The 19,032-nt window shown below is 55.5% G+C and carries 22 protein-coding genes; 9 read left to right on the top strand and 13 right to left on the bottom strand.

Annotated elements, in window-relative coordinates; translation table 11 throughout:
• Nucleotides 1-25 precede the first annotated feature (25 nt).
• The 8 genes from ACN0XZ_RS10750 to coxB form a co-directional block, all read right to left on the bottom strand.
• On the bottom strand, nt 26-763 hold the full coding sequence (locus tag ACN0XZ_RS10750) for an SURF1 family protein (protein ID WP_417457756.1): 738 nt from the start codon (nt 761-763) through the stop codon (nt 26-28).
• Nucleotides 753-1,178: a DUF983 domain-containing protein gene (locus ACN0XZ_RS10755; protein WP_417457757.1), complete on the bottom strand. Its 426-nt coding sequence runs from the start codon at nt 1,176-1,178 to the stop codon at nt 753-755. The genes ACN0XZ_RS10750 and ACN0XZ_RS10755 overlap by 11 nt, the downstream gene beginning before the upstream one ends.
• A 4-nt stretch (nt 1,179-1,182) precedes the next feature.
• A complete protein-coding gene (locus tag ACN0XZ_RS10760) occupies nt 1,183-2,034 on the bottom strand; it encodes a cytochrome c oxidase subunit 3 (protein WP_417457758.1) in 852 nt (283 codons plus the stop codon).
• 61 nt (nt 2,035-2,095) lie between these two features.
• Complete coding sequence (locus tag ACN0XZ_RS10765; protein ID WP_417457759.1) at nt 2,096-2,650, bottom strand: cytochrome c oxidase assembly protein; 555 nt, start codon at nt 2,648-2,650, stop codon at nt 2,096-2,098.
• A gap of 2 nt (nt 2,651-2,652) precedes the next feature.
• Nucleotides 2,653-2,781: a hypothetical protein gene (locus ACN0XZ_RS10770; protein WP_417457760.1), complete on the bottom strand. Its 129-nt coding sequence runs from the start codon at nt 2,779-2,781 to the stop codon at nt 2,653-2,655.
• Complete coding sequence (locus ACN0XZ_RS10775; RefSeq protein WP_417457761.1) at nt 2,778-3,698, bottom strand: heme o synthase; 921 nt, start codon at nt 3,696-3,698, stop codon at nt 2,778-2,780. The genes ACN0XZ_RS10770 and ACN0XZ_RS10775 overlap by 4 nt, the downstream gene beginning before the upstream one ends.
• Before the next feature lie 27 nt (nt 3,699-3,725).
• Entirely contained in the window at nt 3,726-5,330 is a 1,605-nt protein-coding gene (gene ctaD, locus ACN0XZ_RS10780) for a cytochrome c oxidase subunit I (RefSeq protein WP_417457763.1), read from the bottom strand.
• A gap of 24 nt (nt 5,331-5,354) precedes the next feature.
• Nucleotides 5,355-6,245, bottom strand: a complete 891-nt coding sequence (gene coxB, locus ACN0XZ_RS10785; protein ID WP_417457764.1) for a cytochrome c oxidase subunit II — start codon at nt 6,243-6,245, stop codon at nt 5,355-5,357.
• A 319-nt stretch (nt 6,246-6,564) separates the two neighbouring features.
• On the opposite strand from coxB, the gene tldD reads away from it, so the two are divergent.
• Entirely contained in the window at nt 6,565-7,995 is a 1,431-nt protein-coding gene (gene tldD / locus ACN0XZ_RS10790; RefSeq protein ID WP_417457765.1) for a metalloprotease TldD, read from the top strand.
• 3 nt (nt 7,996-7,998) lie between these two features.
• On the opposite strand, the gene ACN0XZ_RS10795 is transcribed toward tldD, so the two are convergent.
• Nucleotides 7,999-8,568: a PAS domain-containing protein gene (locus ACN0XZ_RS10795; protein ID WP_417457766.1), complete on the bottom strand. Its 570-nt coding sequence runs from the start codon at nt 8,566-8,568 to the stop codon at nt 7,999-8,001.
• A 173-nt stretch (nt 8,569-8,741) separates the two neighbouring features.
• Here ACN0XZ_RS10795 and ACN0XZ_RS10800 point away from each other — a divergent pair, with 173 nt between their 5' ends.
• Nucleotides 8,742-9,518: a substrate-binding periplasmic protein gene (locus ACN0XZ_RS10800; protein WP_417457767.1), complete on the top strand. Its 777-nt coding sequence runs from the start codon at nt 8,742-8,744 to the stop codon at nt 9,516-9,518.
• Between the two features lie 8 nt (nt 9,519-9,526).
• On the opposite strand, the gene ACN0XZ_RS10805 is transcribed toward ACN0XZ_RS10800, so the two are convergent.
• Complete coding sequence (locus tag ACN0XZ_RS10805) at nt 9,527-10,210, bottom strand: FMN-dependent NADH-azoreductase (protein ID WP_417457768.1); 684 nt, start codon at nt 10,208-10,210, stop codon at nt 9,527-9,529.
• Nucleotides 10,211-10,349: 139 nt separating this feature from the next.
• Here ACN0XZ_RS10805 and ACN0XZ_RS10810 point away from each other — a divergent pair, with 139 nt between their 5' ends.
• Complete coding sequence (locus ACN0XZ_RS10810) at nt 10,350-11,237, top strand: LysR substrate-binding domain-containing protein (protein ID WP_417457769.1); 888 nt, start codon at nt 10,350-10,352, stop codon at nt 11,235-11,237.
• Between the two features lie 15 nt (nt 11,238-11,252).
• On the opposite strand, the gene ACN0XZ_RS10815 is transcribed toward ACN0XZ_RS10810, so the two are convergent.
• Together ACN0XZ_RS10815 and ACN0XZ_RS10820 are read right to left on the bottom strand one after the other, a co-directional pair.
• Complete coding sequence (locus ACN0XZ_RS10815) at nt 11,253-11,897, bottom strand: CoA transferase subunit B (RefSeq protein ID WP_417457770.1); 645 nt, start codon at nt 11,895-11,897, stop codon at nt 11,253-11,255.
• Nucleotides 11,897-12,604 carry a CoA transferase subunit A gene (locus ACN0XZ_RS10820; protein WP_417457771.1) on the bottom strand — a complete coding sequence of 236 codons (708 nt, stop codon included), beginning with the start codon at nt 12,602-12,604 and terminating at the stop codon, nt 11,897-11,899. The genes ACN0XZ_RS10815 and ACN0XZ_RS10820 overlap by 1 nt, the downstream gene beginning before the upstream one ends.
• A 261-nt stretch (nt 12,605-12,865) precedes the next feature.
• Between ACN0XZ_RS10820 and ACN0XZ_RS10825 the strand changes: the two genes are divergently transcribed.
• From ACN0XZ_RS10825 to ACN0XZ_RS10845, 5 genes are all read left to right on the top strand, one after another.
• Nucleotides 12,866-13,135, top strand: coding sequence for a hypothetical protein (locus ACN0XZ_RS10825; protein ID WP_417457772.1), 270 nt, complete (start codon nt 12,866-12,868; stop codon nt 13,133-13,135).
• Nucleotides 13,136-13,252: 117 nt separating this feature from the next.
• Nucleotides 13,253-13,984, top strand: coding sequence for a glutathione S-transferase family protein (locus tag ACN0XZ_RS10830; protein ID WP_417457773.1), 732 nt, complete (start codon nt 13,253-13,255; stop codon nt 13,982-13,984).
• Nucleotides 13,985-14,009: 25 nt separating this feature from the next.
• Entirely contained in the window at nt 14,010-14,741 is a 732-nt protein-coding gene (locus tag ACN0XZ_RS10835) for a glutathione S-transferase family protein (RefSeq protein WP_417457774.1), read from the top strand.
• Between the two features lie 51 nt (nt 14,742-14,792).
• Nucleotides 14,793-15,080 (top strand): YciI family protein, encoded by a 288-nt coding sequence (locus ACN0XZ_RS10840; RefSeq protein WP_417457775.1) that lies wholly within the window; start codon nt 14,793-14,795, stop codon nt 15,078-15,080.
• A 151-nt stretch (nt 15,081-15,231) separates the two neighbouring features.
• The gene (locus tag ACN0XZ_RS10845) at nt 15,232-17,076 is read left to right on the top strand and encodes a serine hydrolase (protein WP_417457776.1); all 1,845 of its coding nucleotides are present in this window, start codon (nt 15,232-15,234) and stop codon (nt 17,074-17,076) included.
• A 135-nt stretch (nt 17,077-17,211) separates the two neighbouring features.
• Here ACN0XZ_RS10845 and ACN0XZ_RS10850 read toward each other — a convergent pair whose 3' ends face one another.
• Nucleotides 17,212-17,577: a group I truncated hemoglobin gene (locus ACN0XZ_RS10850; RefSeq protein ID WP_417457777.1), complete on the bottom strand. Its 366-nt coding sequence runs from the start codon at nt 17,575-17,577 to the stop codon at nt 17,212-17,214.
• Between the two features lie 190 nt (nt 17,578-17,767).
• Here ACN0XZ_RS10850 and ACN0XZ_RS10855 point away from each other — a divergent pair, with 190 nt between their 5' ends.
• Nucleotides 17,768-18,964, top strand: coding sequence for a DUF418 domain-containing protein (locus ACN0XZ_RS10855; protein WP_417457778.1), 1,197 nt, complete (start codon nt 17,768-17,770; stop codon nt 18,962-18,964).
• Nucleotides 18,965-19,032: the final 68 nt, after the last annotated feature.

Below are 19,032 nucleotides of genomic sequence, written 5' to 3' on the forward strand. Positions count from 1 at the left end.
GGAGCAGATGCCAGTTGATGCAAGGCTATTGCCGCCTAGAATGCTTGTTTTGCGCGTTTTCACGCCCTCGCTTCAACCCAAACGCAACATATACACCGATAAGGCCAAGCGCGAGGCCATACCATGTCAGCGCATACTGGAAATGGTCATTGGGAATATCAACCCTCACCTGCCCACCAACGGGCAAATCGCCCGCCAGCACACCGGCATCTGCCGCCACCCTGAAGTGATAAAATTCCTTGGTGCGCAGGCCAAACGCCTCAGCCATCTCAAACACATCCGCCGTGAACCACTGGTTCGCACGCGCATCATTAGGCGGTGTCATGGAGCCAGGCATAGCACTTGTCAGCAACACACCTGTCACTTCTATTTGCTCACCAACCGGAAAGCTTGGCATACCCTCAATGTGGGCAGGCACCCAGCCAAAGTTCACCAGCACTGCCATGCCGTGCTGTTTCTGAACCGGCAGGTAGATATGGTATCCGGACTTGCCGCCAAGTGACGTTGCAAACACTTTGATGGGGTCACGGTCAAGCACGGTGCCGGTGAATCTCACCCTGTGGTATGCAAGCGTGCTCGGGTCATCAAGGTGTACCGGAAGCGGTATAGGCTCAGCCTTCAAGCCCGCTTCGATCTGCGCGAGTAGCGCTGTTTTGGGCCCTACCTTGCGCGCCTGCCATGTACCAAGCGATACCAGAACAATGAACGCCAGCGACACGGCTACCGTCAGCGGCCAACCGGGGTTGAACGATCTAGTGGTCATGGTCGCCCTCCCCCATGGTGCCTTCATGAGCATCATGATGAAACTGAAGCGCGATCAATGTCGCTTTGAAAACGCGCAACATCCAGATGCTACCCACGATGATGAAGGTGAAGAGCGTGGCCGCCACGGCCCACATGGGCCAGCCAAGCGCCCCAACCACGATAAAACCGAGAAGCGCGGACAAGGCCCCCATGATCAGGATCACAAACACTTGTGCGCCGTCGCCTGGGTCTGCGCTTGAGAGGTCAAACCCGCATACGTCGCAGGCATCGCGTATACCGAGGCCGTCTTTAAAAAGCGCCCCTTCCCCGCAGTTCGGGCATTTGCCTTTCAGCCCTGCCTTATAAGGCGAAACCGACCGGGAGGGCTGCTCCCGGTCGGTTCCTGAATGTCTTTGATCTGCCTTATCGGCCATCGTCTTATGCGCCGCCCCAGATGTAGACGCAGAAGAAGAGGAATATCCACACAACGTCTACGAAGTGCCAGTACCATGCTGCCGCTTCAAAACCGAAGTGATGATCAGGTGTGAAGTGGCCCTTGTAGGCACGGCCCAAACACACAGCCAGGAAGATGGTACCCACAAGCACGTGGAAACCGTGGAAACCTGTCGCCATGAAGAATGTCGCGCCGTAGATGCTGCCGGAGAACTCAAACGCTGCATGCTGATATTCATAAGCCTGCACGCATGAGAAAAGAGCACCGAGCAGAACCGTGATCCAGAGACCTTGCTTGAGGCCTTTGCGGTCACCGTGCATCACAGCGTGGTGCGCCCACGTAACCGTTGTACCGCTCAGAAGCAGGATCAGCGTGTTCATCAGTGGCAGGTGCCAAGGATCAAACGTCTCAATGCCTGCTGGTGGCCATGGCGCTTCATTGCCCACAATGTTCCAGAACTCACCAAAATCGGGGATCGGCATGTGCGGATAAAGAGACGCACTGAAGAAAGCCCAGAACCAGGCAACGAAGAACATCACCTCGGAAGCGATGAACAGGATCATGCCGTAGCGCAGACCGATACGTACAACAGGCTTATGGTCGCCCGTGTTGGCTTCCTTAACCACGTCTTTCCACCACGCGAACATGGTGTAGAGCAGCCCGGCAAAACCGATCACAAAAAGATAGTTACCAAAGCCGGTCATGCCAAACAGCTCGGCATCGGGCTTCATGGTAAATACCGCGCCAACGGTCAAAAGCAGAACAGCTAGTGATGCCACTGCTGGCCAAGGACTTGGATTCACCAGGTGGTAATCGTGTTTCACGTCGCCCGCCATATATTCTCTCCTAACAAAGTGCCGATACCCTTAATCGGCGCCCCTTATTGCTACCCAAGCTTTAGCGCCCCACCGTCGTTTCCGCATCTTCAACGTCTTTCACGAAGAAGGTGTAGGAAAGGGTGACCTCGCTAACTTCATCCAAATTGCGATCCTCATCAATGAGAGGATCAATAAAATAAACGACCGGCATACTGATCCGTTCGCCCGGTTTCAGTTCCTGCTCTGTAAAGCAGAAACAATCAATCTTTGCAAAATATTCACCAGCCTTGTGCGGCGTAACATTGTAGGTCGCTGTACCGACGATGGTTTTATCTGTCGGATTATATGCCTCAAAATAAGCCAGCTTCTGTTCGCCAATGTGCATTTTCTGGCTGATCTGTACCGGCTTGAAGTTCCATGGCATGTCACGGTGAACGGCTGCGTTGAAGCGAACCTTCATTTCCCGGTCGATCACCACATCGCTGCCAACATCCACCTGCTGGGTCGTGCCGCCGTAACCGGTAACCTTGCAAAACAGGTTATAGAGCGGCACAGCGGCGTACGCCATGCCAACCATGCCCACCGCAACACCAGCTATGGTGAGCGCCATACGGCCGTTTTTATTCTCTGTCATGCTCATGGTGCCAGCGACCCGATTTTGAAGAAGCTAACTACCGCCACGATGATCACAAAAGCCGCGAGGGTCAGCCCCAGCACGCGGTTGCGCTTTTTCATGCGTGTATGCATTTCAGAAATTTCGGTCATGCGATCCATCCCGTGATGAGCCGTTCAGCAGCCAAGGTTGCGAACAGGGCAAAAAGATACAAGATGGAGAAAGCGAACAACTTCCTGTCAGCCTTCTCCTTGCCGCGCCAAACCATGACCGCAAGTGTTAGGAACCATGCGCCCAGAAGGCTCGACACCACACCATATACCGGGCCTGCGAAATCGAGGAAATAGGGCGCAATGCCGCATGGCACCACAAGGAAGCTGTAGAGAAGAATCTGGCGGCGGGTCTCAGCAACACCCGCAACAACCGGCAACATTGGTACGTTCACTTTTTCATAGTCTTTTGAAATGAAAAGCGAAAGCGCCCAGAAGTGCGGCGGCGTCCACAAAAAGATAATGCCGAAAAGCACCATGCTCTCAATCGTGACGCTATCCGTGACAGCCGCCCAGCCGATCATCGGAGGAAAGGCGCCTGCTGCACCACCAATCACGATGTTATGAGGCGTGCGGCGCTTAAGCCACATGGTGTAGATGATCGCGTAGAAAAAGATCGTAAGCGCCAGAAGCGCGGCCGAGGTGAGGTTCACCATCAACCCGAGAAGCACCACAGACGCGATAGAAAGCGTAAGGCCAAAACCAAGCGCATCCCCCGGCGTTACCTTGCCAGCCGGGATCGGGCGTTTGGCCGTGCGGTCCATCACCGCGTCGATGTCTGCGTCATACCACATGTTGAGCGCGCCACTAGCGCCTGCGCCAACCGCGATAAGCACGATCGCAGCAAAAGCCAGCACGGGGTTCATCTCGCCCGGCGCGGCCACAAGCCCAACAAGGGCTGTAAAGATAACAAGCGACATCACCCGCGGCTTCAAAAGCGCGAAGAAATCACGTGCCTCAGCCTCCCCTGAACGGGAAGGCTGAGCGCTTTCACTATAAGATGTCAGGCTGTCTGCCAAAACATTGTTCCCTTTGAAGCTACCAGCTTACTTAATGCGTGGCAGTTCGTTGAACTGGTGGAACGGAGGCGGTGAGCTGAGCGTCCACTCAAGCGTCGTCGCACCTTCACCCCACTGGTTGTCTGGGCAATCTTTCTTCTTCTTGAAGATGGTCATAGCCATCACCACGATGAAGAGCAGCACACCAACAAGCGTCACGAGATAGCCGTAGCTAGAGATCTTGTTGAAGTATGCAAAGGCGTCTGGGTAGTCCACATAGCGGCGTGGCATGCCCTGAAGCCCAAGGAAGTGCTGCGGGAAGAAGATCATGTTCACACCGACAAAGGTGATCCAGAACTGAACGTGCGCGAGCATGTTCGGGTAGGTTTTGCCCGTCATCTTGCCAATCCAGTAGTAAAGGCCCGCGAAGATACCAAACACCGCACCAAGGGACAGTACATAGTGGAAGTGAGCAACCACATAGTATGTGTCATGAAGTGGTACGTCAGCGCCTGCGTTTGAAAGCACAACGCCGGTTACCCCACCCATGGTGAAGAGAAGGATGAACGCAATCGCGTAAAGCATCGGCACTGTGTAGCGGATCGAGCCACCCCACATTGTCGCGATCCATGAGAAGATCTTCACGCCGGTTGGTACCGCAATCACCATGGTCGCCGCCACGAAGTATGCTTTGGTGTCCACATCCAGGCCAACGGTGTACATGTGGTGCGCCCACACAACAAAACCGATGAAACCAATCGCAGCCATCGCGTACGCCATGCCGAGGTAACCGAAAATCGGCTTCTTCGAGAAAGTGGATACGATGTGGCTGATGATGCCAAATGCAGGCAGGATCATGATGTAAACTTCAGGGTGACCAAAGAACCAGAACAGGTGCTGGAAGAGGATCGGGTCCCCGCCGCCTGCCGGATCAAAGAAGGTGGTGCCGAAGTTACGGTCGGTCAGGAGCATGGTGATCGCACCAGCAAGAACCGGAAGGCTAAGCACAAGAAGGAATGCGGTGATCAGGATAGACCAGGCAAACAGTGGCATCTTGTGGATTGTCATGCCAGGAGCGCGCATGTTGAAGATGGTCGTGATGTAGTTGATCGCGCCCATGATCGAGGAAGCACCAGCTACGTGCAGCGACAGGATCGCGAGGTCCATGGATGGACCTGTGTGACCATATGTCGAAAGCGGCGCATAGGCTGTCCAGCCGCCACCAAAGCCGTTCATGCCGCTCGTGCCTTCCACAAAAGTGGAGAGGAGAAGCAGGATGAAAGCAGGCGGCATCAGCCAGAAAGAGATGTTGTTCATGCGCGGGAACGCCATGTCTGGCGCACCGATCATCAGCGGCACAAAATAGTTACCAAAACCACCGATCAGCGCGGGCATTACCATGAAGAATACCATGATAAGGCCGTGACCGGTTGTCAGCACGTTGAACATGTGACGAGCCTGGTCTTCGGTCATGCCAAGAAGGTCTGGCAGGAAGTTAACACCTGGGTGCATCAATTCCATCCGGATCATACCGGACATGGTGAAACCAATCAGACCAGCGATAAACGCGAACCATAGGTACATTACGCCGATGTCTTTGTGGTTGGTGGAATAAACCCAGCGTTTCCAACCAGTCGGGTTTTCGTGAGCCATTGCTCTTCCTTTCCCTACCTAAACTTAACGACCAAGAGCGGTAGTTGGCGCATAAGCATATTTAGCTTTGGCGCTTTCCACCCACTTGGCGAATTCTTCTTTGGAGACCACCTCAACAGCGATCGGCATAAAGGCGTGGTCCTTACCGCAAAGCTCGGAGCACTGGCCGTAGTATGTGCCAAGCTCGTTCGCTTCAAACCATGTCTGGTTCAGGCGGCCAGGTACGGCGTCAAGCTTCACGCCAAACGCAGGTACCGTCCATGCGTGGATCACATCGCTTGCTGTCAGCTGAACCTTGATTTTGGTGTCGACAGGCACAACGAGGCGCAGGTCCGTATCCAGAAGGCGTGCGTTCAGCTTGGCCGGGCGACCGAGGTGCGAAGAAAGGTCCGCCTCATAGCCCGCGCGCTCCTCAGCGTTCTTGAAGGCACTGTCCGGCACAACCGTCGCGGTGAACTCGATACCGTCATGGTCAGGATAAGCGTATGTCCAGTTCCACTGGTTGCCGGTCACATTGATGGCAAACTCGGTTTCAGGAACGACATCTTGATAATAAAGAAGCGGGATCGATACAAAACCAATCACCACCAGAATGCCAATCGGCACGACCGTCCAGATAAATTCGATCAGCGTATTGTGGCTGGTCTTGGAAGGTTCTGGGTTTGCTTTTTCACGGTAGCGAATCATCACATAAAACATGAGGATGAATACAAAAGCCGTGATCACAAGAATGATCCAGAGAAGAAGCTCGTTAAAATCGGCGATCTTAGCGGCTTGTTCAGATGCAGCTTCCTGCAGCCACAGGCCCTTGTCTTTAGGCCCGCTCACGCGGTCCTGAGCCATCGCGCCAACCGTAGAACCGAAAAGTGCCACAAGAGCGGCCATAACTCCGGCGGTAAGCCTTTTGACGTTCATAGTTCTGCTTTCCTTTTGTTCCTACCCTACCCGGGCAACCGAAGGCCATGGTGACAGCCGTTTCGGTGGTTCGGCTTTATCTGGGTCCTCCCAAAAGACACAGACAGCCGACTTGAATGCGGGCACGTTATACCAGACGTTTTCTCAGGCTCAAGCCCGAGAGACACTTCTTGGCCATTTTTCTGCTATAATTCGTTAAATTTTCCGCTCACCCGCTTGCGTTTAAGCCGCAAGGATATCATGTTAATCGTGATCTTAGGGGAGAAAATGCGTCATTTCGCCGCAATTTTCCCGCCAAAACCCAGTTGAGGAGCCACCTATGTCCGATGCCCCCGCGTCGCTGAATTTCTTTTTCCAAGAATCGGAGCTGGATGAAACCCGCACCGAGGCTCTGGTTGGCGAAACGCTTTCCGGCATGGATGATGGCGAATTATACCTTGAAGCGACCCAGTCCGAGTCTTTTTCGTTCGACGACGGTCGCCTTAAAGGCGCGAGCTTTGATTCGAGCCAGGGCTTTGGCTTGCGCGCGGTACTCGGCGAATCAACAGGCTACGCGCACTCCAATGAGTTATCAGAGGCCGCTATCCGCCGCGCGGGCGACACGATCCGCGCTGTAAAAACGGGTCAAGGCGGTGCCATGAGCCTAGCTCCCGCCCGCACCAATAAACAGCTCTACACAGACGAAAACCCGCTTGGCGGTATCGAGTTCAGCCGCAAGGTGAAGCTCCTTGAAGATATCGACGCATACACCCGCGCTCAAGACGACCGCATCCGGCAGGTCAGCGCGAGCCTTCTGGGCAGCTGGCAGGCTGTAGAAATTATCCGCGCAGACGGGCACCGCGTGCGGGATATTCGTCCGCTTGTGAGGCTGAATGTCGCTGTCGTGATGGCGGACGGAAGCAGGCAGGAAACCGCCCATGAAGGCGCTGGCGGACGGTGCGGTTATGATTTTCTGTTTGATGAAGACCACTGGCAGGCCCAGGTGCAAGAGGTGATCAGGCAAGCCTCTGTGAACTTGCAAAGCATTGACGCTCCCGCGGGTGAAATGACCGTCGTGCTCGGCCCAGGCTGGCCCGGCGTGCTGCTGCATGAAGCTGTCGGGCACGGGTTGGAAGGTGACTTCAACCGCAAAAAAACCTCCGCCTTTGCAGGGCTTATGGGCGAACAGGTAGCCGCCAAAGGCATCACTGTCGTGGATGACGGCACCCTTGAAGGGCGCCGTGGCAGCTTGACGGTCGATGACGAAGGCACGCCAACCGAACGCACTGTTCTGATCGAGGACGGCATCCTCAAGGGCTATATGCAAGACCGTCTGAACGCCCGCCTGATGGGCATGGCCCCAACAGGCAATGGTCGGCGTCAGGGATTTGCGCACCAGCCGATGCCGCGCATGACCAATACCTTCATGCTGGCGGGCGACAGAGACCCAGCTGAGATTCTGGCAAGCGTGGATGATGGCCTTTACGCTGTTGGTTTTGGCGGCGGACAGGTGGATATCACCTCGGGTAAATTTGTATTCTCCTGCACAGAGGCATACCGCGTTCGTGGCGGCAAGGTGGCTGAGCCAGTTAAAGGTGCAACCCTTATTGGCAATGGCCCTGATGTGCTGAAACGCGTGTCCATGATCGGGAATGACCTCAAGCTCGATAATGGCGTGGGTACCTGTGGCAAGGGTGGCCAAAGCGTGCCTGCAGGTGTTGGCCAGCCAACACTGCGTGTGGATGGCCTCACTGTGGGCGGCACAGCCTAGGGCTTACGCCTCCACGCTGGTGTCCGGTTTACCCGCGCCGATATCCACATAGCGGAACAGGTTTGAGAGCGTTACGCTGCTGATGGGGTTTCGCTTGCGCTCACTCGCCATGTGGTGCGTGTCCCTGAGCGGGATGAGTACCTGCATAAGCTTCATCGGCAGTGCATCTTCACTAGGCAGAACCGGGACGCTCAACCCCACAAACTGAGCGTCATGTTCCCATGGAGACATCCACACCGCAGCAGCCGGTTGCGAGACTACCCCCCATAATCGCCGTGCCCTGAGATTCCTTACCTCGGGCGCGGTAAACTCAATATAGTTCTCGCCGGTAATATCCTGCCCCACGATCTCGCACAGCAAACTGCCCACATATCGTATATGCAAATTATCAGGCGCTATTGCGTCCATCAGCGTCACGCCGCGCATAAGTTCAGGGATATCGCGGGGGTTGATATCAGCGCGCCGGGGCGCGATGGCCGCGCCGCGCCAACCGTTCCAGACCTCCAGAAAGTTGCGTAAAGCTGGATGGTCGGCAAACGTTGGCAACTCGGGGATAAATTCCTGCACGGCCATAAAATTGATCTCTGCTTAGAAAATATTTACCGAAACCCCTGTATGACTATCAACGGTAAACCATGTCGGTAAACGCGCGCAAGCGGCATGGCTTTAGAATTGCCTCTTGAACCAAAGAGCAAAATCGTCAAGGGTGTGCGCTGTTTTCCGCGTGGGGCGGTAGGGATGAGTGAATGAAGTCACTTGTATTGTTGTTGGGGTTGGTGCTGCAGATAGGTGCTTCGGCTATTGCCGATGATCGCCCGTCGCTTGCGGTTACCTATTACCACTACCCACCCCATCTCAAAATTGAGGACGGCAAACCCGCAGGCCACTATGTGGAGCAACTGACCAAGATCGCTGAGAAAGCGGGCTACCGGGTGGCGTGGCAATTTTCAAGCATCGACGAAGAAGCGCGCATGCTTGACGATGGCCGTCGCCTGTTTTGCACCACGGGGCGCTTGCGCACCCCAGAGCGCGCGAAAAACTGGACATTCCTTCCTTATATATTTGATGTGGTCCCCGGCGACCTTGTTGTTGCAGCACCACAGTATGCGGACCGAATCCGTGAGCTTGGCTCGCTTGATAAGCTAGCGCATGACAAATCCCTGATCGGCACGCTGCTGGAAAGCGGTGTTTACGGTGAGGAGTTTGATAAAATCCTCAACGACGAGCACCCACGCTGGATACTGCGCACCGGCAAAACCGACTTCCAGCTCCTGAATATGATTCTGGCAGGCCGGGCCCACTATGCCATCGTGCCTGAAGATCAGTGGCACTTCGCTATGGAAGAGAACCCAGAGGTCTCGACCTTGGTGCCTATCCACGACCTCGGCACTATCCCTGCGCTGCCAATCTATATTGCCTGCAGCCGCAGCCTGCCCCAGAACACTCTGAGCGCCCTCGAGCAGGCCATGGCAGACCTCGGCTTCGCACACCGCCCCCTCTCTAATGAGACACCACTGCACTAGAGGCTGCGCTAAGCGGCTTTCCTGCTTTCCGCATACAAAGCGTTCAGCTTGCTGGTGATAGCGTCTTCCGCCGCCTCAAGGGACTGCTGCAGGCGCACGCCGCCATACTCGTCATATTCTGCCGCTGTGCTCCAAACATCCGTAATGCCTATATACGCAAAAGGCGTACGAACTGAGGGCTCAACGTGATTGCTGGCCGCCAGCATGTCGTCCCGGTCGTATCCCACGTCTCCCCTGCTTGAAAGCAGCATCAGTTTCTTCGCATTCGGCACCATGGGCCAGTAATCTACCTCCTCGCCCTTGCGCTCAAACCCAAACGTGCGCCCAACACGCACGATATTGTCGATATAGGCTTTAAACTGGGCGGGCACACCGAAGTTATACATGGGCACACCAGCCACAATCACATCCGCCGCCAATAGTTCATCAACCAATGCGTTGCTTTCTGCCAACACCTCATGCATCCATGGTTCCCGCTGGTTTTCCTTGGTGAAGGCAGCATGAACCCATGCGCCGGAAACTGGCTTAGGGGGCTCCGCCCCTACATCCCGGTAGATCACCCGGTCATCAGGCCAAAGGGTTTTCCACGTTTTGATAAAATGCGCAGTTAGGCGGCGGGTATGAGAGCCGTGAGCATCAGTGCCAGACCGCCCGGGCCGGGCACTTGAATCGATATGCAGGACAGTTGCCATCACATATATCCTTTCCTACTATGCCTGAAGTAATCTTAGGCATAATCATTGGTGTTTTTGTTTACACACCTGATATTGTTGATGTTCATGCCGATTACAAAATCGAATTCGTCATGCTTTAGATGAGAGAAATTCACCTATGCGCCAATTGCCACCCCTGCCCGCGCTACGCGCTTTTGAAGCCGCCGCTCGGCACCTGAGCTTCAAGGCCGCAGCATCAGAGCTTGGCGTAACCCCCACTGCGATCAGCCATCAGGTCAAGCTGCTGGAGGATATCCTGAAAACACCGCTTTTTATCCGCCGCACCCGGCAGGTGGTGTTGACCGAAGCCGGGCAAGAGCTCTTCACGCCAACCCGCGAAGGCCTTGACCGCATCGCCGCTGGCGTTGACCGTGTGCGCAATAGTAACCTCCCCAAAAGCCTGACCCTATCTGCCACCACAGCGTTTGCGTCCAACTGGCTCATCCCGCGACTGGCTGACTTTCGGGTTCAGCATCCGTCACTTGATATACGGCTTCACGCATCCGATGACCCGGTTTCCCTGCATACCGGTACGGTCGATGTGGCGGTGAGGTACGGTCCTGGCGCCTATGATGGTCTGGACGCGAAACTTCTTTTCACCGATGAATTTGCACCCCTGTGCAGCCCGGCACTTAAGGTTGATCTCGCGGAGGATTTAGCGGCGCAAACACTCATTCATACGGAGTGGCGCCACCCGGACAGCAAAACACCTACCTGGCAAAGATGGTGCAAAGCGGCGGGCGTAGCCATGCCTGTGGGCGGCAGGTCAGTGACATTTGCGGATGACACCCATACAGCAAAAGCGGTGATTGCCGGACAAGGCATCGCCATCTTAAGCATTCATATGCTCGCGAATGAAATTGAGGATGGTCTGCTGAAAGCGCCCTTCGGCACGGTGATAAAAGGGCACGGCCATCATTTTGTTACCCGGCCTGAAAGGTCAGACGAGCCTGAAGTTAAAGCGTTGCGGTCATGGCTTCACACCATAACCGCACCATATCGTTAGGCGAAGAACGCGCGTTTATGCAACAAGCGCCGCTTCGGTTGCGCCTTTTACATCGTCAAGCGACACACCATCAGCCAGCTCAACGACCTTCAGGCCGCCCTCAACAACGTCAAACACACCCATGTTGGTGATGATTCGGTCAACAACAGCTGTGCCAGTAAGCGGCAGTGAACAGGCTTTCAATAGCTTGGGTTCACCTGCCTTGTTGGTATGATCCATGATCACCACAACACGCTTTACACCCGCCACAAGGTCCATGGCACCACCCATGCCCTTGACCATCTTGCCCGGGATCATCCAGTTGGCCAGATCGCCGTTTTCAGCCACTTCCATCGCACCAAGGATCGAGAGGTCAATGTGCCCGCCCCGGATCATGCCGAAGCTGTCGGCTGATGAGAAATAGCTTGAGGTGGGAAGCTGGGTGATCGTTTGTTTACCCGCGTTGATGAGATCAGCATCCACTTCGTTATCGTAAGGGAACGGCCCCATGCCCAGCATGCCGTTCTCGCTCTGCAGCGTCACGCTCATGCCGTCAGGAATATAGTTGGCAACAAGGGTCGGGATACCAATGCCAAGGTTCACGTAAAAACCGTCCTCCAGTTCACGCGCGGCGCGCGCGGCCATCTGGTTGCGGTCCCATCCTTTGACTGTGTTGCTCATTATGCTGTCTCCCCTGCCGTGCGTACGGTGCGCTGCTCGATACGCTTCTCGAAGGTGCCTTCAACAATACGCTGCACAAAAATACCCGGTGTGTGGATATGATCCGGGTCCAACTCACCCGGCTTCACCAGTTCTTCCACCTCGGCAACCGTCACTTTGCCAGCCGTTGCCATCATCGGGTTAAAGTTACGCGCGGTTTTACGGAAAACCAGATTCCCTTCCGTGTCGCCCTTCCAGGCTTTCACTATGGAAAGGTCAGCCGTGAGCCCCGTTTCCATGATATAGGTCTCGCCCGCAAAATCCTTGTGTTCCTTGCCTTCAGCGATCAGCGTGCCCACACCGGTTTTGGTATAAAATCCGGGGATACCTGCGCCACCTGCACGAATGCGCTCAGCCAGTGTGCCTTGTGGGTTAAACTCCAGCTCAAGCTCGCCAGTCAAATACTGGCGCTCAAACTCTTTGTTTTCCCCCACATAAGATGAAACCATCTTCTTGATCTGTTTTGCGTCCAGAAGAATACCAAGGCCAAAACCATCCACGCCACAGTTGTTGGAGATAACCGTCATATCGCGCGTGCCAGCTTTATGAAGCGCCGCAATCAGGTTTTCCGGGATACCACAAAGACCAAAACCGCCCGCCATCACCGTCATGCCGTCAAACAGCAAACCGTCGAGCGCCTTTTCCGCACTATCAAACACTTTTTTCATGCATTGCTCCCGCTATGAAATTAGGGAAAACAGCGAAAACTTCTGACGCAAACGCGCAGAAACTATCCGTTTTGCACCGAATAACGCTAAATGGTTTCATTTGCAACAATTAGACATGCCTGGTGACAGCATGGCTTCGGCGCGGTTGCATTTGTATCGGTCATCTTGAAGCCATTGTTAAGCCACATTATATTGATGTTATAAATAGAAGAAATATATGGCGGCGCTCAGGCGCCCATGAACAGCGACTGGAGAAGACTTATGATGCGCCTTTTATGCCGGATTGTCGGTAGTGCGCTTTGTTTCATCGGCATCATTGGTATGCTGACACCAATTCCCTTTGGTTTGATCTTCTTTGTGATCGGTTTGATCTTCCTGATCCCGACCACACCTTCGGTCGCGCGCAGAGTACGCTGGGCCAGAAGCCGTATCGGCTTTTTTGATCGCGCCATGGATATGGCCACACGCGCCGCACCTGCGCCATATCGTCGTGTATTGCGCCGGACCGAGGTTGGCGGGTACGACTGGTAAACACCGGTCGCACAAGGGTAAACGCCCCTAATCGACATTGCTGACAACACTACTGACATTTTTTGTCAGCATGGCTGATTTATAAGCTCCTTAGTCACGACAACGAGGAGCAAAACAATGACAGCATCAAGCCTTTCCCTTTACGCCTTCCCAACCCAAGAGGGCATGTTCAACATGAGCCCTTTCTGCTGCAAGGCGGATGTGCTTTTCAAAATTGCGGGCATGTCTTACGAGCCCATCGTGCCGGAAGATTTCAAGGTCTTCTCCAAAGCCAAACTCCCTGTCCTGAAGGACGGTAATGCGGTCATCGAAGATTCTGAAATCATTCGCCTGCACCTTGAAGCCAACCACGGCGCCAACTTCTCCGGCAACCTCACGGCAGAACAGAAAGCAGTAGGCCACGCCATCTGCCGCATGGTGGAAGAGCGCACACGCTACGGCCTTCTTTACACCCGCTGGCATCAGGACGAAGGCTGGGCGCAAACCAGCGCGATTTTCTTCGCTGACGCGCCAGAGGGCGTGGCGGACATGGTGCGCGGGCAGGTTCGCGAGACCCTGCACCTAGACGGCTTTGGCCGACATTCTGACGCAGAGATCAAGGCCTTCCTAAAAGCAGACCTGACGGCACTAGCTGACATACTGGGCGACGATGATTTCTTCTTTGGAAGTGAGCCCACATATATTGACGCTACGGTTTTTGGCTTGCTCGCCAACTTCTATGCCTCCCCTGTTCGCACGTGGACGACGGAGCTTGTCGCTTCCTTCCCCACCCTCAAAGCCTATGTGGAACGTGGCCTTGGCCGCTGGTACCCCAAGGCCTTTGAGATGCTGAAGCAAAACGCGGCTTAACAGACCAACCTGTTGGAGACAGACCATGAACCAGAGCACACTCACTCTTCATGTTTTCCCGACCGATGACGGTTTCTTCAACCTCAGCCCCTTCTGCTGCAAAGCGGAAATCCTGCTGCAAATGGCCGGGCAGACATATCGCCTCGATTTCCCGCAGGATCATAAAGTGTTCCCCAAAGGCAAACTGCCTGTGCTGACAGATGGCGAGACACAGGTTGAAGATTCGGAGGGCATCCGCAATTATCTCGAAAGCACCAAGGGCGCAAACTTCACCGCCAAGCTGAGTGAGGCAGAGCAAGCAACCGGTCGCGCCCTATGCAGCATGCTCGAAGAACGCAGCTACCGCGCGCTTGTGTACAGCCGCTGGGTTGAAGATGACGGCTGGAGCCGCACACGGCCCATCTTCTTTGAAGGCCTGCCTGATGAAGTTGCTGACGGGTTTCGGGCGGTGATGAGCGCTGAGTATCTAGGAAGCAGCGCTGCGCGCCAAACGCCCGAGGAGATCAAGGCATCCCTTGCCGCTGACCTCCGTGCGCTTGCGGCACTCCTTGGCAACACACCCTATTTTTTTGGTGAGGAACCAAGCTTTATCGACGCCACGGCCTTTGGCTTTATCGCCAACTTCTATGCCGCGCCAGAACAGACCTGGGCACGCGACATGGTAGCAGAACACGCAAACCTGACGGCTTATTTCGCCCGGTCATTCGCGCGCTGGTACCCAGTTGCGGCCGCGAAGATGGGCCTCTCCGCCGCGTAAGCCTCAACCCCCATCAGTCGCCGGATATCCCGACGGCTTCAGGAGATCCCGATGTATATCATCCTGCTCACTTTCTCAGACAATAAAGCCAGCGCCGCAGGGCATATGGACGGCCATAAAAACTGGATCAAGAAAGGCATTGAGGACGGCATCTTCCTCATTGTTGGCAGCCTGCAACCAAACCGGGGCGGCGCCATTATTGCCCACGGCATCGAGTCTGATGCGCTCGCTCGCCGCATCAAAGAAGACCCGTTTGTGGTTGATAACGTCGTCAAGGCTGAGATCATGGAGGTCACCCCTTCCGCGGCCCACGAAAGCGTAAAATTCCTGCTGGGTTAAACCTGGCTCCAATCACGACGGCACCCCAGACTTGGCGGGCCAAATGGCTCGCCTTTCTTTTTCGCTTTCCCTTGCGTCCGGTCGTCCGCGCCCCTATATCGAGTTGATATAAAAGAGCCAAAGCGCTCATAAAAATGATATAGGCGAGGACATGACCGGATTTTCTATCAAAAAAGCGGCCCGCGGTGCGGCGCTTACGCTAGCGCTGCTCGCGGCCAGCATAGGCTTTGGGGACGTAGCACACGCTGCATCGCTTGAGCGCGACATTGACACCATCCTGCATGAGGAAGGCCTCACCGGCGCGGTTTGGGCACTGGTGGAGCCGGGCAGTGTCACCACCGCGAGCGCGGGCTACGCCAATATGGCGGACGGCACCCCGCTCGCCCCAGGTTCGCGGGTTCATATCGGCTCAGTCACAAAAACCCTGTTGGCAACTGGCGTGCTGCGCCTCGCAACAGAGGGCAAGCTAGACCTTGATGCACCGGTCGCGCGCTACATGCCCAATATCCGGTTTGACAACCCCTGGAGCCACGAGACCAAGGTGACTGTGCGGCACCTTCTCGACCATACATCCGGCATCGAGGACGCGCGGCTCTGGCAGATGTTCAGCCTTGAAGTCACGCCTGACACACCGCTTTTCAGCGCTTTTGAGCGCAGCCCCGAGGTGCTTAAGGTACGCTTCCGCCCCGGCACGCAGCTCTCCTATTCCAATGCCGGATATGCGCTTTTGGGGCTCTTGGTGGAGACAATTACGGGCGAGCGGTACGAGACCTATCTCGATACCCACTTCCTGCGCCCGCTGGGCATGAAGGACAGCACCTTCGGTTATACCGCACAATATGGCGGGCTGGGAGACATTGCGCTGGCGTGGGGACACTATGACGAGGGTAAACCGGCGGCCGCGCAGCCGATCATGTTCCGCCCCGCAGGCCAGTTCACCACCACCGCCGCCGACATGGCGACCTTCGCGGAATTTCTGATGTCTGACGGCAGGCTTGGGGATGAAGCCTTCATTGCGCCAGAATATATGCGGGCGCGTGGCATCCCGCACGCTACAAACGCACGCTGGGCCGGGCTGGCGGCGGGCTATGGCCTTGGCATGAACACCCATGACCGCTTTGGCGCTGTTGGCAAATGCCATTCGGGCAATGTGCTGGGGTACCGCGCGCTTTTCTGCATCTATCCTGATGAAAACAAAGCTTTTTTTGTGAGCGTGAATACCGACAGCGAAACTGCGGACTATAATCGCCTGTTTGCGAGGGTGGCCGAGGAGTTGAACCTGAAGGCCGCCACAGCGCCGGAAAGTGACCTGCCCGCCGCCGATGTAAGCGACTGGGAAGGCCTCTATACCCTTGCGCCCGGCCGGTTTGAAGCCTTCCGCTACACAGATATCCTGACAGAATTTGTGGAGGCGAAATGGCAAAACGGCGCACTTGTCATGACCACCGCAAGCGGCAAAACAAGGGCCCTTCGGCCTGTGGGAGACTATCTGCTTTCCGCCGATGACCGCACGCTGACGTCCCACGTTCTGCTGCGCGATGATGAAGACCATCCGATGATCAGTGACGGCTTCCGAACCTATAAAAAGTCAAGTCCTGCAATGGTTTACGGGTTGCGGGCCAGTCTGGCGCTGGGTGGGGCGGGGCTTGTATGGTTTCTGATTTGGGGCGTGGTGGCCCTTATCCGCTTCGGCAAAGCCGGTTTTGCGCGGCCTGAAGGCATCGCGCTTATGGGTATCCTGAGCCTTCTGGTGCCGGTGCCCTTCTACCTCAACCAATCCTTCATGGCGCTTGGTGATATGACAGCCGCCAGCATAAGCCTTTGTGCCGTAAGCATAATATTGCCGCTTTCCATGCTGATTGCGCACACAAAAGTGGTGCAGATCAAAGGCCGCAGCAAGATCGAGACCGGGCACGGCTTTGCCGCCATCGCCGTGGTGCAAGCCTCGCTGATCCTCTGGTATTTTGACCTGCTGCCCCTGATGTTATGGCGCTAAAAGCCTGCATTTTTCGCCACACTTTGCGCCACGCTGGGGGCAAAAGTGTGCGCGAAGTGTAGGCAGAAGTGAGGCGCAGGTGTGGCGTGCAAAAACCACCCCAAAACAAGGCATTTCATCACTGGTTATAATGGTTTAGCGGTCGAGCACCGCGTCTTTGAGTGAGGCGGCCGCACTCATGATATCGGCGATGAAACTTTCCGGCACGTCCAGCTCGCGCAAACTGTCTTCAAGATGAACCGCTACGGCATCGAAATGTTCGTCCGACAGACCCTTCCGGTCCACCAGCCGCCGGTGCGACATGCGCATATAACTATCCGCCCCCACACTCTCGCCTTTGAGGAGGGTGGTGAGAAACCACGCCTGCTTGCGGTGCAGGTCGCTCATGGCAACACCATCAAAAAATGGCATGAGGAAGGGGTCAGCCAGCATCTTCTTGTATAGAAGATCCACCGCCGCGCTTACCGCTGGTTCACCGCCAATTTTCTCATAAATGCTCATGGTCACCCGCTGCCTGTGATCTGCATTCCTTATACCGCCTACCATGGCGCAAAAAAGTTAAAATATCTACCAACAGCCGCCAAAAAACCTAAACCGCCTCAGCCTAAACCATGGTCCGCATTTAAAATGCATGCGATAGCCCCAACATATAGGTTAGGCGTTCCATTATACTGCAAGCATGGGGGAAGATGTGAGCACACCAGCTAAAGAGCGCATTGCGCTTCTCGATATCGTTCGCGGCTTTGCCGTGCTTGGCATCCTTCTCATGAACATCCGCCTGTTCTCGGAACCGAGCGCCGCTTACCTCAACCCCATGGTCTATAGCGCGCATGAAGGCGCAAACAAGCTCTGGTGGTCCATCCAGTATTTTCTGGCGGACCAGAAGTTCATGGCCATCTTCTCCATGCTGTTTGGTGCCAGCACCGCCATCATCTGCGACAGTCTGGCGAACAAGGGCCTGCCGGTCGCCCTCACGTTTGCGAAGCGCATCTTCGGGCTGTTGATCATGGGCCTCGCGCACGCCTATCTGCTCTGGAGCGGGGACATCCTTGTATTCTACGCGCTTGGCGCCATCGCGCCCTTCCTGTTCAGGAACGCCCGCTGGTGGGTAACGGCAAGCGTGGGCACGCTGCTTCTTGCTATCGGCAGTGTCTGGAGCCTCTTGGGCTACCACTCGTTCGCCGATCTGTCCGCCATGGTGCAGGAGGAGATTGCCGCCTACATGTGGCTGCCGCCCATGGAACATTTGCAGCATGAGGTGGACGCCTTTCAGGGCGGCTGGCTTTCGCAGCAGCCCCTAAGGGCGGAGCATAGCTGGTATTTCCATACAGATGTGTTTGTGAACTGGGGCGTTTGGCGCGTTACAGGGGTAATGCTCATTGGCCTCGCGCTCTACCGCGCGGGCTTCCTGCGCGGCGCGTTGAGCACAAAGGCTTACGCCACCATCGCGGCCATCAGCTTCCCCATCGGCTTCGCCCTTGTCACCATGGGATATTTGAACAATGAAGCAGCAAACTGGGCTTTCCCCTACTCCATGTTTGCGGGCAGCCAGTGGAACTATTGGGGCTCGCTTTTTGTCGCCATGGGATATATGGCCAGCATTGCCGTGCTTCTCACCGCCACGCGCTTCCGGTTTGGCTTCACAGCACTCACCAATGTGGGAAAGGCGGCGCTCTCGAACTATCTGTTCCAGACCGTGATGTGCACGGGCATATTCTACGGCCACGGCCTTGGGCTTTTTGGTCAGCTTGAGCGCTGGCAAACCGCCTTTGTGGTGCTGGCTGTATGGGCCACGCAAATCATCCTCAGCACGCTTTGGTTCAAGCGCTTCAAACAGGGGCCGATGGAAAGCCTATGGCACCGCTTTACCTACGCGCGCTGGCTATAGGAGAAGAGCGTTAAGCAAACAAAAAGCCCGGCCAAACAGCCGGGCTTTCCATAACACTGTAAGGCGAG

It is taken from the genome of Kordiimonas sp. (assembly GCF_048264555.1).
In the GTDB taxonomy this organism is placed as follows: domain Bacteria; phylum Pseudomonadota; class Alphaproteobacteria; order Sphingomonadales; family Kordiimonadaceae; genus Kordiimonas.

Excerpts from the sequence above, each read along its gene's own strand:
- ACN0XZ_RS10750 (WP_417457756.1), bottom strand. The coding sequence starts at position 763 with ATGACCACTAGATCGTTCAACCCCGGTTGGCCGCTGACGGTAGCCGTG.
- ACN0XZ_RS10755 (WP_417457757.1), bottom strand. The coding sequence starts at position 1,178 with ATGGCCGATAAGGCAGATCAAAGACATTCAGGAACCGACCGGGAGCAG.
- ACN0XZ_RS10760 (WP_417457758.1), bottom strand. The coding sequence starts at position 2,034 with ATGGCGGGCGACGTGAAACACGATTACCACCTGGTGAATCCAAGTCCT.
- ACN0XZ_RS10765 (WP_417457759.1), bottom strand. The coding sequence starts at position 2,650 with ATGACAGAGAATAAAAACGGCCGTATGGCGCTCACCATAGCTGGTGTT.
- ACN0XZ_RS10770 (WP_417457760.1), bottom strand. The coding sequence starts at position 2,781 with ATGACCGAAATTTCTGAAATGCATACACGCATGAAAAAGCGCAACCGC.
- ctaD (WP_417457763.1), bottom strand. The coding sequence starts at position 5,330 with ATGGCTCACGAAAACCCGACTGGTTGGAAACGCTGGGTTTATTCCACC.
- coxB (WP_417457764.1), bottom strand. The coding sequence starts at position 6,245 with ATGAACGTCAAAAGGCTTACCGCCGGAGTTATGGCCGCTCTTGTGGCA.
- tldD (WP_417457765.1), top strand. The coding sequence starts at position 6,565 with ATGTCCGATGCCCCCGCGTCGCTGAATTTCTTTTTCCAAGAATCGGAG.
- ACN0XZ_RS10795 (WP_417457766.1), bottom strand. The coding sequence starts at position 8,568 with ATGGCCGTGCAGGAATTTATCCCCGAGTTGCCAACGTTTGCCGACCAT.
- ACN0XZ_RS10800 (WP_417457767.1), top strand. The coding sequence starts at position 8,742 with ATGAAGTCACTTGTATTGTTGTTGGGGTTGGTGCTGCAGATAGGTGCT.
- ACN0XZ_RS10805 (WP_417457768.1), bottom strand. The coding sequence starts at position 10,210 with ATGGCAACTGTCCTGCATATCGATTCAAGTGCCCGGCCCGGGCGGTCT.
- ACN0XZ_RS10810 (WP_417457769.1), top strand. The coding sequence starts at position 10,350 with ATGCGCCAATTGCCACCCCTGCCCGCGCTACGCGCTTTTGAAGCCGCC.
- ACN0XZ_RS10815 (WP_417457770.1), bottom strand. The coding sequence starts at position 11,897 with ATGAGCAACACAGTCAAAGGATGGGACCGCAACCAGATGGCCGCGCGC.
- ACN0XZ_RS10820 (WP_417457771.1), bottom strand. The coding sequence starts at position 12,604 with ATGAAAAAAGTGTTTGATAGTGCGGAAAAGGCGCTCGACGGTTTGCTG.
- ACN0XZ_RS10825 (WP_417457772.1), top strand. The coding sequence starts at position 12,866 with ATGATGCGCCTTTTATGCCGGATTGTCGGTAGTGCGCTTTGTTTCATC.
- ACN0XZ_RS10830 (WP_417457773.1), top strand. The coding sequence starts at position 13,253 with ATGACAGCATCAAGCCTTTCCCTTTACGCCTTCCCAACCCAAGAGGGC.
- ACN0XZ_RS10835 (WP_417457774.1), top strand. The coding sequence starts at position 14,010 with ATGAACCAGAGCACACTCACTCTTCATGTTTTCCCGACCGATGACGGT.
- ACN0XZ_RS10840 (WP_417457775.1), top strand. The coding sequence starts at position 14,793 with ATGTATATCATCCTGCTCACTTTCTCAGACAATAAAGCCAGCGCCGCA.
- ACN0XZ_RS10845 (WP_417457776.1), top strand. The coding sequence starts at position 15,232 with ATGACCGGATTTTCTATCAAAAAAGCGGCCCGCGGTGCGGCGCTTACG.
- ACN0XZ_RS10850 (WP_417457777.1), bottom strand. The coding sequence starts at position 17,577 with ATGAGCATTTATGAGAAAATTGGCGGTGAACCAGCGGTAAGCGCGGCG.